This window comes from Spirulina sp. LEGE 11439, assembly GCF_059821285.1.
This window is the reverse complement of sequence record NZ_JCAMRX010000005.1, coordinates 145,497-159,877: the sequence shown is the minus strand read 5'-3', so window position 1 is coordinate 159,877 and position 14,381 is coordinate 145,497. Positions and strand designations below refer to the sequence as shown.

General features: G+C 42.4%; 15 protein-coding genes. 11 read left to right on the top strand and 4 right to left on the bottom strand.

The window, feature by feature from the left end; translation table 11 throughout:
• The first annotated feature begins 1 nt into the window (after position 1).
• Positions 2–154, top strand: a complete 153-nt coding sequence (locus tag AC6RV6_RS05495) for a hypothetical protein (protein ID WP_500239583.1) — start codon at positions 2–4, stop codon at positions 152–154.
• 109 nt (positions 155–263) lie between these two features.
• The gene (gene bioD, locus AC6RV6_RS05490) at positions 264–944 is read left to right on the top strand and encodes a dethiobiotin synthase (RefSeq protein ID WP_500239582.1); all 681 of its coding nucleotides are present in this window, start codon (positions 264–266) and stop codon (positions 942–944) included.
• Between the two features lie 8 nt (positions 945–952).
• Here the strand turns inward: bioD and AC6RV6_RS05485 are convergent, their stop codons facing one another.
• Positions 953–1,636, bottom strand: coding sequence for a Crp/Fnr family transcriptional regulator (locus AC6RV6_RS05485; protein WP_500239581.1), 684 nt, complete (start codon positions 1,634–1,636; stop codon positions 953–955).
• Between the two features lie 124 nt (positions 1,637–1,760).
• Here AC6RV6_RS05485 and AC6RV6_RS05480 point away from each other — a divergent pair, with 124 nt between their 5' ends.
• The 6 genes from AC6RV6_RS05480 to AC6RV6_RS05455 all read left to right on the top strand — a co-directional run bounded on the left by AC6RV6_RS05480 (position 1,761) and on the right by AC6RV6_RS05455 (position 6,745).
• Positions 1,761–2,432, top strand: coding sequence for a HEAT repeat domain-containing protein (locus AC6RV6_RS05480; RefSeq protein ID WP_500239579.1), 672 nt, complete (start codon positions 1,761–1,763; stop codon positions 2,430–2,432).
• Between the two features lie 56 nt (positions 2,433–2,488).
• Positions 2,489–3,022 (top strand): phycobiliprotein lyase, encoded by a 534-nt coding sequence (locus tag AC6RV6_RS05475; RefSeq protein ID WP_500239578.1) that lies wholly within the window; start codon positions 2,489–2,491, stop codon positions 3,020–3,022.
• 50 nt (positions 3,023–3,072) lie between these two features.
• Positions 3,073–3,996 carry an esterase/lipase family protein gene (locus AC6RV6_RS05470; RefSeq protein ID WP_500239577.1) on the top strand — a complete coding sequence of 308 codons (924 nt, stop codon included), beginning with the start codon at positions 3,073–3,075 and terminating at the stop codon, positions 3,994–3,996.
• Positions 3,997–4,001: 5 nt separating this feature from the next.
• Positions 4,002–4,457 carry a cupin domain-containing protein gene (locus AC6RV6_RS05465; protein WP_500239575.1) on the top strand — a complete coding sequence of 152 codons (456 nt, stop codon included), beginning with the start codon at positions 4,002–4,004 and terminating at the stop codon, positions 4,455–4,457.
• A 23-nt stretch (positions 4,458–4,480) separates the two neighbouring features.
• Positions 4,481–5,662 (top strand): nucleotidyltransferase domain-containing protein, encoded by a 1,182-nt coding sequence (locus tag AC6RV6_RS05460; RefSeq protein ID WP_500239574.1) that lies wholly within the window; start codon positions 4,481–4,483, stop codon positions 5,660–5,662.
• A gap of 87 nt (positions 5,663–5,749) precedes the next feature.
• Positions 5,750–6,745 (top strand): hypothetical protein, encoded by a 996-nt coding sequence (locus AC6RV6_RS05455; RefSeq protein ID WP_500239573.1) that lies wholly within the window; start codon positions 5,750–5,752, stop codon positions 6,743–6,745.
• 38 nt (positions 6,746–6,783) lie between these two features.
• Here AC6RV6_RS05455 and AC6RV6_RS05450 read toward each other — a convergent pair whose 3' ends face one another.
• Positions 6,784–7,389, bottom strand: a complete 606-nt coding sequence (locus AC6RV6_RS05450; RefSeq protein ID WP_500239572.1) for a glutathione S-transferase N-terminal domain-containing protein — start codon at positions 7,387–7,389, stop codon at positions 6,784–6,786.
• Positions 7,390–7,456: 67 nt separating this feature from the next.
• Between AC6RV6_RS05450 and AC6RV6_RS05445 the strand changes: the two genes are divergently transcribed.
• From AC6RV6_RS05445 to AC6RV6_RS05435, 3 genes are read left to right on the top strand one after another with little or no spacing between them, the layout of a single operon-like run.
• A complete protein-coding gene (locus AC6RV6_RS05445; protein ID WP_500239571.1) occupies positions 7,457–8,962 on the top strand; it encodes a gluconokinase in 1,506 nt (501 codons plus the stop codon).
• Positions 8,963–8,982: 20 nt separating this feature from the next.
• Positions 8,983–9,417 carry a Panacea domain-containing protein gene (locus AC6RV6_RS05440; protein ID WP_500239570.1) on the top strand — a complete coding sequence of 145 codons (435 nt, stop codon included), beginning with the start codon at positions 8,983–8,985 and terminating at the stop codon, positions 9,415–9,417.
• Positions 9,418–9,828 (top strand): hypothetical protein, encoded by a 411-nt coding sequence (locus tag AC6RV6_RS05435; RefSeq protein WP_500239569.1) that lies wholly within the window; start codon positions 9,418–9,420, stop codon positions 9,826–9,828.
• 150 nt (positions 9,829–9,978) lie between these two features.
• Here AC6RV6_RS05435 and prfB read toward each other — a convergent pair.
• Together prfB and AC6RV6_RS05425 are read right to left on the bottom strand one after the other, a co-directional pair.
• A protein-coding gene (gene prfB, locus AC6RV6_RS05430; RefSeq protein ID WP_500239632.1) for a peptide chain release factor 2 occupies positions 9,979–11,101 on the bottom strand; the annotation gives its coding sequence in 2 pieces (ribosomal slippage) (positions 9,979–11,028 and positions 11,030–11,101; 1,122 coding nt in all).
• Between the two features lie 35 nt (positions 11,102–11,136).
• Complete coding sequence (locus AC6RV6_RS05425) at positions 11,137–13,932, bottom strand: DUF4347 domain-containing protein (RefSeq protein WP_500239568.1); 2,796 nt, start codon at positions 13,930–13,932, stop codon at positions 11,137–11,139.
• Positions 13,933–14,381: the final 449 nt, after the last annotated feature.

Genomic DNA, 14,381 nt, shown 5'->3' with positions numbered 1-14,381 from the left:
AATGGAAATACATTTAAGTGATAACCCAATAAAACCAAAAACGCGATCGCTGTTATATTGGCAAGCAATGCAACGATCGCACTCCACGATCGCTATCTCTGCAAAAAACCTCGCGATCGCCAATCGGTGTAACCCCGTGCGATCGCAATCTTGATTTCCGGGTGCGATCGTGGGAGGATTGCGGAGAGAAAAAACACGCGATGCTTGCAATCCTCATTTTTTCAGTTTTCATCTCTAACTTAAAGAATGCAATTTAGAAAAAAATGCCAAATTTGTTAATTGTGGGTACGGATACGGATGTGGGTAAAACGGTTGTGACGACGGCATTAGCGGCTTATTGGCAAACCTACCGATCGCCCCTCACATTCGCGTTAATGAAACTCTTGCAAACCGGAGCAGGAGACGAGGAGTTATATCGAGAGTTATTTGAGTTGCCTCAACCGCCTGAAACCCTCGTCCCCGTTCGCTTTAAAACACCTGTAGCCCCTCCCGTCGCCGCAGAACGAGAAGGAAAAGCGATCGATTTAGGGAAAATTTGGCAAACCTATCAAACCCTACAACAACATTATCCCTTCGTTCTGGTGGAAGCCTTGGGGGGGTTGGGTTCCCCTGTAACTCACGAGTTAACCGTTGCTGATATTGCCGCACAATGGCGCTTAAATGCCGTATTAGTCGTACCGGTCAAATTGGGTGCGATCGCGCAAACCGTTGCTAATGCGGCCCTTGCTTGTCAGGTCAAATTAAATCTCAAAGGCATTATCCTCAACTGTTCTCAACCCGTTACGGAGGAACAGTTAAATAATTGGACTCCTGTCAATCTCATCCAATCTCTTACCCATCTTCCGATTTTGGGAATCATTCCCCATCTTTCCCATCCTAAAGATAAAAGCAAACTCGTGCAAATTGCCTCTAATTTAGATTTAGAGAGAATATTTCCCCATTGATTGAGATCTCAAGTTCTTCCTGCTAAATGGGTTAATTGTCGGAGATTGATTAACGATAAACTCTGACGAGATTTGTTGATATTTACCCAACCGCGATCCGCCAGTTTTTCAATGATTTTTTGCGTTTCTTCGACGCGAATATCAGAAATTTGTGACAGATCGTTATAAGGAATGAAGAGAATTTCTTTGCCTTCTTCGGTTACTTGTCCGTATTGATCGGCCAATAAAACTAATGTTTTTGCCAGCTTCACCGCAGGAGGGCGATCGCGCAGTTGAAAGCGCAGATTGGAATACCGCAATCGCTGTACCATGAGTTGCAACATCCGATGGTGCAATTGGGGATCTTTGAATAGGGTTTGAATGAAACGCTGAGCAGAGACGCTGAGTAATTCTACCTTGCACAAGGCCACCACATCCGTCGATCGCGGCGACTCATCCAAAATGGCCATCTCTCCGAAAAAATCCCCTCGTCCCATGACCGCAAGAGTAACGGCACTCTCTCCAGACAAGCGACGAACTTTGACCCATCCCGAAACAATAAAATAAACGGCATTACCCCAAGCATCTTCCATCAAAACCGCTCGCTCTTTGGGGTAAGAATGTTCGACAGCAACTGAGAGCAGCCATTGCAACGTTTCGGGACTGGCTGTATTGAAGAGAGGAAAAAGCTCGCTAAACGCTTCAATGTCCATGAACGAGATATCTTGAGGCTAATGGTGTTTTTGTATCTTACCACCACCGCGATCGCAAGGGGATTTCCCGATCGGTGTATCCCGCCCGCGTTCGCGTTAAAATTGGCACTAAAGATAAAACGGCATGATTCAACCCGATTTAAAACAAATTGCCTTACAACTGGAAAGCCAAGATTCTCGCGATCGGATGCTGGCTCTTGTTGATTTGCGTCAGGTTTCCCCCGAGGAGGCGGTTCCTTTAATTAAAAAAGTTCTCAACGATAAGGTTTTACAGGTGCGATCGATGGCGGTGTTTGCCTTGGGAGTTAAGCCGACAGCAGAATCATATCCCATGTTGGTCAAATGCTTGCAAACCGATCCCGATTATGGGATTCGTGCTGATGCGGCGGGGGCGCTAGGATATTTGGAAGATAAGCGTGCTTTTGAGCCTCTGGTGCGAGCATTTTATGAGGAAACGCAATGGTTAGTGCGCTTTAGTGCGGCGGTTGCTTTGGGGAATATCGGCGACATTCGCGCCCGAGAAGTGTTGATGGAAGCTCTCTACAGCCAAGAATCCGTCATGGAACAAGCTGCGATCGCTGCCTTGGGGGAAATTGGTGCAATGGATGCCCTCGAGGATATTCTCTCATTTATCGATTCTGAGGACTGGTTGGTGCGTCAACGTCTGGCGGAAGCCCTCGGACACCTCGCTTGCAAAAAAAGCGCTTCTGCTCTTCAGTACCTGACAAAGGATCGTCATTCTCAAGTGCGAGAAGCGGCTTCGATCGCTCTCGATCGCTCCCGTGCCGAATCGTAATACAATACATATTTGGCGATCGCGATCGTCTCCCGTTGTTTGTAGCCTCGTTTTGCATGGATATTAAAACTTTTGTAACCCAATCTGAAGGAGAGTGGTTTTCTCAACGCACTCGCTATCAAGTTGTCGGCAAAGAACCCGACAATAGTAAATCAAATCTAACAATAGAATTGCTGAAGGACGATCCGGCGATCGTACGGCTTTGCCAACAATACAAAATCAATGCGCCTAGGATTTGGTTTGGACTTAAAACCAGTTGGGATACTTCCGTGGACTGGGGAAAAGCCAAGCAAATCGGCGCGAGTGTTTGGGCGATCGTTCCCGATGAAAATAATCCGCAAATTGGCAAGGTTTTGCGATCGGGAAGATTACAAAATCCTAATTCTCAAGGAGTCTATGCGATTGGTGCAGATGACGCTTTAACATTAACCATCAAAGAGAATAATATTTGTACAGAAGAGCGTATTTGGTTTGCTAGCGAAAATTTACGCTTGCGAACATTATTAGTGAATAATGGTCAAGAATTTATACAAACCTCTTTTTATTCAGAAATTCGCCGCTCCAAACCCCAACCTAAAGACGAAGAATAAGCATATTTTCTGCCTGACTGATAACTGTTCACTGATAACTGTTTACTGCAATGAAACCTCTAATTTTTGGCATACACGGACTGGCAAATAAACCCGCAAAAGAGACTCTTGCGGCTTGGTGGAAAATGTCCATCATGGAAGGATTAGTTAAAAATTGTAAAATTTCTGCTCCGACCTTTGATTATGAAATGATTTATTGGGCGGATTTAATGTATAAATATCGCCTGCATGAAGATGAAGATTTTCCTTTTGATTCTTTGTATAATAAAGAACCTTATATCGAGGCGCGATCGGGGTCTTTAAAGGAATATCGAGAGGGTTGGCGAGATGAGTTACAACGGAAGCCTTTAGAAATTATTGGCAAGTCTCTTGATTCGTTTCGCTTGCGTTTTGAAGTTGGGGTTCTTTCCAATCCTCTCTTGAGTAATTTAATGCGAGATTTACATTTTTATTATGATAGCGAGCATAAGATCAAAAATCGACAAAATCAACCGGAACTTATGCGGACAGTCGTACTTAATGAATTAAAACAAGCAATTCGAGCAGCGAAAGATCGTAAAATTGCCGTTATTGGTCATTCAATGGGATCGATTATTGCCTATGATGCTTTACGGGATTTGGGGCAAAGCGACCCCGATTTAAAAGTTGCTCATTTGATTACGATTGGTGCGCCTTTAGGTTTGCCCTATGTTAAAAGTAAAATCATTAAAGAGCGAGGTTACGATCCTCGGGTTCGTACCCCTTCCATTGTCACAGAAAGCTGGGTTAATTATGCCGATAAACGCGATGTTATTGCCCTCGATGCTCATTTAGCAGATGATTATGAAGCGAATGAGTTGGGAATACAAGTCGTTGACGACGCGATCGCAAATGATTATATTTTACCCAATGGCTGGCCGAGTTATCATAAATCTTATGGCTATTTGAGAACGCCGGAATTTTCTAAATATATTAAAGACTTTTTGGAACTTTAAAACAGATGTTTATCGATCCTCAAACGATTTCAGAAACTTCTGGATCGGGTTATCCAGAAGTATTTAAAAGTATGGTTGCAGGGCGTTATAAAAAGCGTCTGGGGAATATTATCGGATTAAAAAACTTTGGTGTGAATTTAGTCCGTCTCGAACCCGGAAGCGCTTCTTCGGTGCGTCATTGGCATACAAAACAAGATGAGTTTGTTTATGTTATTGAAGGCGAAATCACTCTCGTTACTAATGCAGGAGAACAAGTTTTAACACCCGGAAATGCAGTCGGTTTTCCCGCAGGAGAAGCCAACGGACACCATTTACTCAACCGCAGCGATCGCGATGCAATTTATCTAGAAATTGGCGATCGCACTCCGGGTGATACCGTGACTTATCCCGATGAAGATTTGCGGGCAGAAATGGGAGATAAAGGCTGGCAATTTACTCATAAAAATGGCGAAAACTATTAACTTCCAAATGTCAACTATATTATATGATTCCAGAAATTGAATTATTGTTATGCTGTAGTCGCGCCGAAATTACCCAACAACAAGAGCAAAAGATATGTAAACTTCTTGGTAACTCTACTTTAAATTGGCAAGTATTAATCGATAGCGCCCACTATCATAATATTGCGCCTCTATTATACTGGAATCTCAATAAACTGAACTGGGAAGGCGTACCCGATGAAATGCGATCGCAGTTATCTCTTGCCTTTCAAGCTAATCTTAACCATAATTTTTTAGTAACATCTACTCTGATTAAAGTTTACCAGTATTTACAAGAAAATAATATTAACACAATTCCATTTAAAGGTTCACTGTTAGCAACAAAAATTTATCACAATATTGCCTTGCGTCGCATCCGAGATGTTGATTTATTGGTTAGAAAAGAAGATTTTTTGCAAGTTAAGCAACTTCTCATCAAACGAGGGTATTATCCTTACGATCGCTTAAATCTCGCACAAGAAAAATTGCGCTTGCAAACCAACTATGAGGATGCTTTAGTCAATTCTGAAACTGGAATAAAAATTGATATTCATTGGGGCTTTAATCCGCCTTATTTTGCTGGCAATATTCCTATTGATGATATTTTTCAACGTGGGAGAACAATCGAAATTGGTCAAATCGAATTACCCGATCTGGCTCCAGAAGATCTATTATTGGTTTTATGTTTAAATGGCGCGAAAGATGGTTGGTTTGAACTTCAGCGAGTTTGCGATATTACTGAGTTTTTAAAAACTCATCCGGATTTAGATTGGCAGGAACTTTGGCAGAGATCCGTTTGCTCTAATTGTGCGAGAATATTATTATTAGGTCTCGAACTTGCTCGATTATTTTTTCAGATTTCAATTCCCGAACAGATTAGAAAAGAAATCGAAAGAGATAGAACGGTTAAAAAAATAGGACAACAAATTTATGAGCGTTTGAGCAATAATAGAGAGCGAGACTATTCCGTGCTAAAACGCGCTTATTTTCCTTTACAATTGCAACGAGGCTTAAAAAATAAACTTTATTATTGCTTTAATTTACTTCTACCAATTAACGAACGAGATTTGGAGCTAATTATCTTACCGCGATCGCTTTTCCCTTTATATTACCTGCTGCGCTTTATTCGTTTGCCTATCAAATACATCTGCGCGATCGCAAAAAAAGCGATCGCACCAAAACGTTAAGATTTACTACAATTTTGAGATGACTTTAGGAATGAGAGATTCAAATGAGAAAATGGAGCGGAAAATCTTAGTATTGGAATATCTTGAATGAGTGTCGTTCGTTGGCTTCTCTCTATATTCATGGCTCTTACTTTAGCCATTGTCTTGATTATTTCTCTTCCCACAACTGCAACCATCCAAAAAATTACCAGCACGCAAACCATTAAAATTTGGTTGCAAGAAAGTAATTTTTATGAAGACTTTCTCACTGCGACATTTCAGGAACTCGCCCGAGATGTTTTTTCCGCCGAAAAAAACATTCCTTTAATCTCCGATCGCCAAGTCTTTGACGAAATTCAAAGCTCGCTTCCCGATCGCTTTATTCAAGATTCTTTTGAAACAATTATTGATGCGTATTACAATTATTTTCAAGGTCGTCAAGATAGAATTGAATTTAATATTAGTTTAATTGAAATTGAAGAAAATCTACAAACAAATGTCCCCAAGCTCTTAAAAGAAACGATTGCAGCCCTTCCATCTTGTCCCGGAAATAGTCAACAAGACTATGAAAAATTTGAACGAGGGGAATGCTTGCCTTCTGAAGTCGATACTCAAGAAATATATCAAGCGATCGACGATTCAATACAAAATGAAATAATATTTGACGATCCCGATCTAACGGAAGAAGATTTAAACATTAGCTATGAAGAATTGCAGCCAGCACGGAGAGTATTTGCGATTCTCAAATCGATCCCACTTATCTCCTATGGCTTAATTCTTTTATTTTCCACTATTATTCTTGTCGTTACCCCCAGACCAATAAAAAAAGGCTTACTTATTCTCGGACTGACTTGGCTTCCCAGTACATTTTTTATCGGTGCGATCGCTTTAACATCTAAACCTCTTGCTTTGACATTTATGGAAGCACTGGTTCAAGAATCTTCTACCAATATGGATCCGATTGTTGAAACCCTCATTGCCAACTTTTTAGTCACGGCTTATCAGTCCATTAGCGATCGCATTCTTCTTCTATCAGGAGTTGGTTTTGCCTTTGGAGTTGCCTGTATTATCTTGTCTGCAATCCGGTTTCGCAAAACAGATTGAATCAGTTATCGATTTGAATAACAACCAACACCGAATAACTAACTCAAAATTGCCATTCCTTTCTGGACTGCTGGACGATTTTGCAGGGTTTCCGTCCAGCGTTTGAGATGGGAATATTCATCTAATGTTACACCTAAATATTCATAAGCTGCAACCCACGGATAAGTTGCTATATCGGCAATAGAATAGTCTCCAGCTATAAATTCATGTTTCTCTAATTGACTGTCTAACACCCCGAATAAGCGCAAGGTTTCTTTTTCATAACGTGCGATCGCATAGGGAATTTGTTCTTGAGCAAACCTGCGAAAATGTCCCAATTGACCGAACATGGGTCCCACACTGGCCATTTGAAACATAAGCCATTCAATGACCTGAATTCGTCCTGCGGTATCTGTCGGTAAAAACTGCCCTGTTTTTTCAGCCAGATAAATTAAAATTGCCCCGGATTCAAACACGGTTATATTCGTATCGAGGTCGGTAATTGCCGGAATTTTGCTATTAGGATTAATCGCCACAAATTCCGGACTGAATTGCTCGCCTTGGGAAATATCTATTTTTTTGACCGTATAAGGAAGCCCGACTTCCTCCAACATAATTGCAGGTTTTCGTCCGTTGGGCGTAGCATAGACATAGAGGTCAATCATAACTGTTCTCCATTGTTAAATTGTACTGCGATCGCGATCTCGCGATTTAGATCGAGTTTAAAACAAAATGCAAGCAAAAAACTATGTCATCGGTATCGATATCGGCACGACTTCCACAAAATCGGTTCTCTTTTCGGCAACAGGTGCGGTATTGCAACAAGCAACGATTAATTATCCCTTATATTCTCCAACCCCTTTAACCGCCGAACAAAATCCTGAAGAAATTTTTTCAGCAGTCCTGCAAACAATTTCTACTATTATTCTTGCCAGTCAGATCGATCCTAAATTGATTTTCTGCTTGTCTTTTAGTTGTGCTATGCACGGGTTAATTGCTGTTGATAATAAAGGAAATTTACTGACTCAAAGTATAACTTGGGCGGATCGACGCGGGGAAAAATGGGCGAATTTGCTCAAAGAAGAAGGAAAAGAAAACGAAATTTATCGTTTGACAGGAATTCCGTTTCATCCGATGTCTCCTTTGATTAAATTAGTCTGGTTGCGAAATGAATATCCCGATCTTTTCGAACGAGCAGCTAAGTTTATTTCTATTAAAGAATATATTATTTTTCAACTGTTCGATCGCTATGTTATCGATACTTCTTTAGCTGCCGCAACGGGATTACTCAATCTACAGACTTTAACTTGGTCTGATGAAGCCTTAACTATTGCTGGAATTACTCCCGATAAACTCTCGGAAGTTGTCCCGACTACTTATATTTTACCTTCTTTCAATCGAGAAAGAGCGATCGCGATCGGTATCCCTGAAGGTATTCCTACTGTTATTGGTTCTAGTGATGGCGTGTTAGCAAATTTAGGAGTCGGGGCAGTTTTTCCTAAAACCATAGCGATTACAATTGGAACCAGTGGTGCGGTAAGAACGGTTAGCGATCGCTTACAACTGGACGAACAAAATAAACTCTTTTGCTATCCTTTAATCGAAAATCATTGGATTATTGGTGGTGCGGTCAATAATGGCGGAATTGTGATGCAATGGTTGAAAGAGAATTTAATGGAATTAGAAGGTGTTGAAGGATACGATCGATTAAATGCGATCGCGCAAACAATCCCCGCAGGTTCGGAGGGCTTAATTTTTCATCCTTATTTAACTGGAGAACGCGCCCCAATTTGGAACAGCAACGCCCGAGGGAGCTTTTTTGGCTTAACTTTGAACCATACTAAAGATCATTTAATTCGTGCTGTTTTAGAAGGTGTTATTTATAATTTATCGGTAGTTTTGTTGAATTTAGAAAAGTTTGCGGGTAAGAGCGAAAAAATTATTGCTAGTGGTGGGTTTACGCGATCGCCACTCTGGAGACAAATGCTGGCTGATATTTTAAATTGCCAAGTTGCTATCCCCGATCGACAAGAAAGTTCTTGTTTTGGGGCAGCGATTTTGGGTTTATATGCCTTAAAATATATTTCCAGTTTAGAAATTGTTGCAACAATGACTAAGGAAACGCAGCAACATTTCCCTATTCCTGAAAATGTAGAAATTTATCAAAAAATCCTCCCTATTTATCAAAGTTTACTCGATAAATTTCAAGCAGAATATGTTAAACTAGGAGAAGGATAAATCATCTTAAAGAGGTTATTATGGCTAACGTGCATGATATAGCCAGATGCTTCCTTTATTTAGATAATACAAAGGAAGGGGACGGTATATCAAACCTAAAATTGCAGAAACTTGTATATTATGCACAAGGTTTCTATAGTGCAATATTTGATAAGCCATTGTTTGATAATGAAATTTCTGCTTGGGTACATGGTCCTGTTGTACCAGAACTTTATCGTGAATACAAGCAATATGAAAGTAATCGAATTCCAATTCCTATTAACTTTGACAAATCTTCTTTAACTCAAGACGAATTTGAATTAGTTGAGGAGGTATTTGAAGTATTTGGACAATTTTCGGCTTGGAAATTGCGGAACATGACTCATGAAGAGTCGCCATGGTTTAACCATGAAAATCAGGCTGATAATATTCCGTTAGATGAAATTACTGAGTACTTCAAAACCAGAATAAACTAAATGAATAAAAGGATAAAACGCAATAAATCAAAACAGGGAAATTTAGTTAAATCACAAGAACCTCTTAACTATGACAACCATACACCATTATTTTCCCTAGAAAGGTTGCAATCGGGTAAATATTGTTTTTCTAGTCTTGACCAAATACATCAGGCAATGTTTGCTAATGCAATATTTCGTCGGAAATCTCTATCATGGAATACAATAAAACAATTGGATCGTCATGGACTAGGTACAGAAAAAATTCCGAAATCTTCTATTAAAGCAGAAATCCCTAAATTCATCACTGAGGATTTGAAAGAATTTTTAGTTTTTAGATATTATAAACTACATCCTATGGTTGGCTATCGCCAAAGAGATGTATTTTTTGTATTGTGGTTTGACCACGATTTTTCACTTTATAAGCACTAGAGAATCACTTGCTCTATGCAGATTCACAACACCTCATACACCTGCTGGTGGTGCTTGTTGAAATTGACTTCTTGGGGTTGGGAAAACGAGGAACTTGTTTGGGAAGGGACTCTCATTGCACCGTCCCTTGCGGGAAGCGATCGCGCGAAACTAAGAATGTTTGACAACTAACTGATTCTCCTGACGCAAGTATGCCTCGATAAACGGTTCGAGAGCGCCATCCATGACATCGGAAATCGCGGTGGTTTCTTCTCCCGTTCGTAAATCTTTGACCATTTGGTAGGGGTGAAAAACATAGTTGCGAATCTGATTTCCCCAAGCTGCATCCACCATATCACCGCGAATTTCGGCAATTTCGCTGGCGCGTTGCTCTTCGGCAATCACTAATAATTTAGCTTTGAGGAGTGCCATTGCCCGTTCCTTATTTTGCAACTGAGATCGCTCTTCGGTACAGCGCACGGCAACCCCAGTAGGAAGATGCACGATCCGCACGGCAGTTTCGACCTTGTTCACATTTTGTCCGCCTTTTCCTCCTGCCCGAGAGGTGGAAATATCCAAATCTTTTTCGGGAATTTCTAACTGAATCGCAGACTCATCCAATGCCGGCATGACTTCAATGCCCGCAAAACTGGTTTGGCGCTTGCCATTGGCATTAAAAGGAGAAATGCGAACTAAACGATGAGTCCCTTTTTCTGCCTTCAAGTAACCATAAGCGTAATGCCCTAAAACTTCGAGGGTGACGGATTTAATGCCCGCTTCCTCGCCGCGAGACAGTTCTCGCGTGTTAATCTTATAGCCTTGTTTTTCTCCCCAACGCTCATACATTCGCAGCAACATTTCCGCCCAGTCTTGGGCATCCGTGCCACCGGCTCCGGCGTTAATGGTGAGAATGGCTCCCTCAGTGTCGTATTCTCCTGAAAGTAACTGTTGTAATTCCCAGCGATCTAACTCTCGATTAAGTTCTGTGACAGTTTGACTGGCTTCTAGTAATAATCCTTCATCATCGTCGAGTTCGAGAAGTTCTGCGATCGCCCCGGCATCTTCCCAAGATTTCTGCCAGTAGAGATAGCGATCGCAAGTGGATTTGAGGTCGTTTAATTGTTGTAAGGTTTTTTCAGCGCGGGCGCGATCTTCCCAAAAATTTGGCTGGGCGGCCAATTGTTCTAAATCGTGAATTTTAGCGTTAAGAGCGGGTAAGTCAAAGATACTCCTGGGTTTTCCCCAGGCGACTCGATAGCATTTGAATTTCTCGTTTGAGTTCTGTTAGTTCCATCATTGTTGGGTCACTATGCTTTATCTTGTCCCCCATTATACCGTTAGATCGACTGTGAAAATCAAATCGTTGTAGTCAAAATCGCCCCCTCCCGGTAAATCTTCAAATCCAAAAGTATTATTGCCCAACAAGACCACGCGATCGACACTATCGGGGTTGGCTGCCCCAAAGAGGAAGTAAGCATTCGGTCCGGGTCCGACTGCATTTGTGGGATTCTGGCTGAGAAAAACGAGGGGCAAAGAATCAACCAGAATAAAGGGAGCATAAAGAGAACCGCCATCTAAGGTTGCATTGAGATTAACCTGTCTTTGGTTTGTGGGGCTGAGTTCGATGTTCCCGACGCGATTTTCGATCGCCGCCCTTGCGTAACCGGTATCCCCCGGAGCAATGCCGCCAACAGTACCACTTGCATCGTCAATTTTATACAGTCCTACCACATTATCAAATGCCGCCTCTCGATAAGCGCTAAAATTCGCCTGCACACCCCCGGATACGCTCAATAGGTCGATAACCTCAAAACCTACTGCCTGACTCGTTCCCACCCCGATCGGGGCGCTAGTGGTGGTTTGTTGAATTTGTACCGTTACGCCATTGGCGAAACTCAGATCGAATGCCCCACTGCCGCGATCGCTCACGGTGAGTTGCCCCGGACTAAAACTGACTGTAGAACCATCAAGGCTCTCCAGTTCGAGGGAAAAGCGATCGCCCGCAGCAAATGTACCGGAAATATGCGTTTGCAGATCGATGCCAAAACCCGTGGGACGAAAACTATCGGGGAGGGCAGAAAATAGCGCAAAGGTACTTGTTGTTTGGTTGCTGCCATCCAAACGCAATAATTTAATCGTGGACAGAGTATCGATCGCCGCTCCAGTTAACGTCACATCCAGATTTGATCCTCCCGCATTGCCCGTGGTAAACGCATTGGTGCTGCTATCAACGCTGAGGGTATCGGTCGGGGTTGTGGGGGTTGGCGTTATTGTTGTCGTATCCGCTACCGTCGCGCTCATGGTAAAGCTAAAGTTTGTCAGAGATGAATCATCTGTGACAAAAGAAACAGTCGTTTGATAAGCTCCCAAAGTTGATGGATCGAAAGTGACATCAAATGTCGTACTGCTGCCCGAGGTAATGGGAGTGGTCAAAGATGAGGTATCGATGGTAAAAAAGGAACTTCCCGATAAATTGGGAATGGTAGTCAGGTTTAAATCCGTAGCACCAGAGTTAGTAATGCTAAAAGTGGTGACAACGGGAGCGACTCCAACCAGAAGCGTGCCTAAATTAACATCATCACTCGGAGAAATAGTGGCACTGGTATCCGTGCGAATAACTGAAAAATTAGCTTGAAATTCGGGAATATTGCTCGAACCAATACTATTTGTTCCACCATCAGTTGCACTGGGAGACGTACCGGAAATCTCTTCAACAGCCGAGCCACCCGTATTTCCCGTTACCGTGGTCCCCGTAAGAGAAATTGTAACTTGATTGGTTGAACTATCTGTTGCAATGCCTCCCCCATTAGAACTCGAATTTCCAGTAATTGAAGTGCCATTAATCGTTACAGTTGAGCCATCTTTAGAGCGAATTCCCCCGCCTTCTCCGCTCGTTGCTGTATTCCCTGTAATCGATCCTCCCGTAATCGTTAAAGTTGCTCCTGCGCCGCCGCTATCTAGATTGCCATCATTGTCGATCGCGCCGCCACCATCGGTCGTTGGCGCACCATCTCCCTGCGCGATATTATTACTAATTGTGGTATTTGTAATCGTCATATTGGCCGCAGAGCCACCAACGCCGACGTTAGATAAGGCTCCCCCATCATCGGCGGCGGTATTATTAGCAATAGTGGAATTATTAATCGCAACCGTGCCGCCATGATTCAATAATGCGCCCCCATCATCTCCTAAACTGGTTGCTGTATCGGCAGCATATCCACCTTGTAGGGTGAGGGTATTTAAGGTTAAATTTCCGGTAGAATCAACAACCAATAAACGAAAATTTTCTGTTGCAGAAGCAGAGCGTTCGATAGTCGAACTCGTGCCATCAATAATAATTTCGGAAGTAATAACCGGCAGTCCGGTCAGCCCAAAGGAACTGCTGCTATTTTCTGAAGCCGTTAAAGAAAATGTAGAGTTAGTTAAGATAATCGTATCGGATCCCGGATTGGTCGTTTCATCATTGGCTTGATTAATCGCCCAAATTAATCCTCCTGTCGTTCCCGAGCCGGTATTGGAAATATCGCCAGCATTGACGGTAAAGGTGGCCAGAATTCCCGGATATTCTGCCAGAATTTCCGATTTAAAGGCGAGGGGAGAGCCGCATTGACCTATTTTATAATCGAGTTGCCAGTTGCCCTCTAAAGCGGTATTTCCCGTTAAAGTCGTCGAGGCAGCAATATTCGCTCCAGTCAAACGCCCAAACTGTTCGACAAATTCTCGCCCTCGATCGCCTTGGGCAACTTGGCAACCGTACAGCAGAATCTCTAACGTGGGGGAATCTAGCTGCAATCGCCATTGTTGTAGGAGAGGCGCATAAGCCGCTAAATTTTCTAAACTTAGCTGGGTTTTACCCAAAGATAAGGTACCCGGCGCACCGTGAGAAATAATATGCAGGCTGCGGATAGGGGATAAATTCGCGATCGCGTGGCTAATTTGTTCGATCCCATCTCGCGTCGGCTCGAGGAGAAGGACTTCTGCCCCCGCGATCGTGCCTTCCGCTAACAGGGGATAGCGATCGACACCGCGATCGATAATGACTAACACCCCTTCTCCCGGTGCGGAACGGGTTTTTGATAGAGAATGTTGCAAAGTATTGCTCTTGGAGCAGTGTAGGGAAATCATGCCGATTTTTCTTCCGTCGCTTCTCAATCGATCGCTTTAATACTAACTGAATTTCGGCAGTTTCGGGATAGTTGTTAACCCGAAAGCGATCGAGACAATTTTCCCTTGCAATGCGCTGCAATGTGAAGGCAAAACATAATTGAGATGATTTTAAGCTACTAAATCAACCGTAAAAATAAGATCGTGATAGTCCATTTATTATTGTCTTATTTTCCAATGTCAAAGTCGCAACAGAACCTTCTACACCAATATTCGCTATCGCGCCTCGAACTAACAATATCTGCATACGGAGAGAATTTTATTCTCTGTTCAAAAATTAATATTTTGCAAACAAACTCAATAATCAGTCAAAAAGAAAGCACTGATTAAGAAATGCGATCGAATCCCCTTTAACTTCCCCAAAGCGAATCTAGACTAAAGTCTAATAACCTCAAAGCCAGTCTCGGGCT

Coding starts and splice junctions, on each gene's coding strand:
- AC6RV6_RS05495 (WP_500239583.1), top strand. CDS start 2: ATGGAAATACATTTAAGTGATAACCCAATAAAACCAAAAACGCGATCG.
- AC6RV6_RS05425 (WP_500239568.1), bottom strand. CDS start 13,932: ATGATTTCCCTACACTGCTCCAAGAGCAATACTTTGCAACATTCTCTA.
- AC6RV6_RS05465 (WP_500239575.1), top strand. CDS start 4,002: ATGTTTATCGATCCTCAAACGATTTCAGAAACTTCTGGATCGGGTTAT.
- AC6RV6_RS05480 (WP_500239579.1), top strand. CDS start 1,761: ATGATTCAACCCGATTTAAAACAAATTGCCTTACAACTGGAAAGCCAA.
- AC6RV6_RS05470 (WP_500239577.1), top strand. CDS start 3,073: ATGAAACCTCTAATTTTTGGCATACACGGACTGGCAAATAAACCCGCA.
- AC6RV6_RS05450 (WP_500239572.1), bottom strand. CDS start 7,389: ATGATTGACCTCTATGTCTATGCTACGCCCAACGGACGAAAACCTGCA.
- AC6RV6_RS05435 (WP_500239569.1), top strand. CDS start 9,418: ATGAATAAAAGGATAAAACGCAATAAATCAAAACAGGGAAATTTAGTT.
- bioD (WP_500239582.1), top strand. CDS start 264: ATGCCAAATTTGTTAATTGTGGGTACGGATACGGATGTGGGTAAAACG.
- AC6RV6_RS05485 (WP_500239581.1), bottom strand. CDS start 1,636: ATGGACATTGAAGCGTTTAGCGAGCTTTTTCCTCTCTTCAATACAGCC.
- AC6RV6_RS05455 (WP_500239573.1), top strand. CDS start 5,750: ATGAGTGTCGTTCGTTGGCTTCTCTCTATATTCATGGCTCTTACTTTA.
- AC6RV6_RS05440 (WP_500239570.1), top strand. CDS start 8,983: ATGGCTAACGTGCATGATATAGCCAGATGCTTCCTTTATTTAGATAAT.
- AC6RV6_RS05445 (WP_500239571.1), top strand. CDS start 7,457: ATGCAAGCAAAAAACTATGTCATCGGTATCGATATCGGCACGACTTCC.
- AC6RV6_RS05475 (WP_500239578.1), top strand. CDS start 2,489: ATGGATATTAAAACTTTTGTAACCCAATCTGAAGGAGAGTGGTTTTCT.
- AC6RV6_RS05460 (WP_500239574.1), top strand. CDS start 4,481: ATGATTCCAGAAATTGAATTATTGTTATGCTGTAGTCGCGCCGAAATT.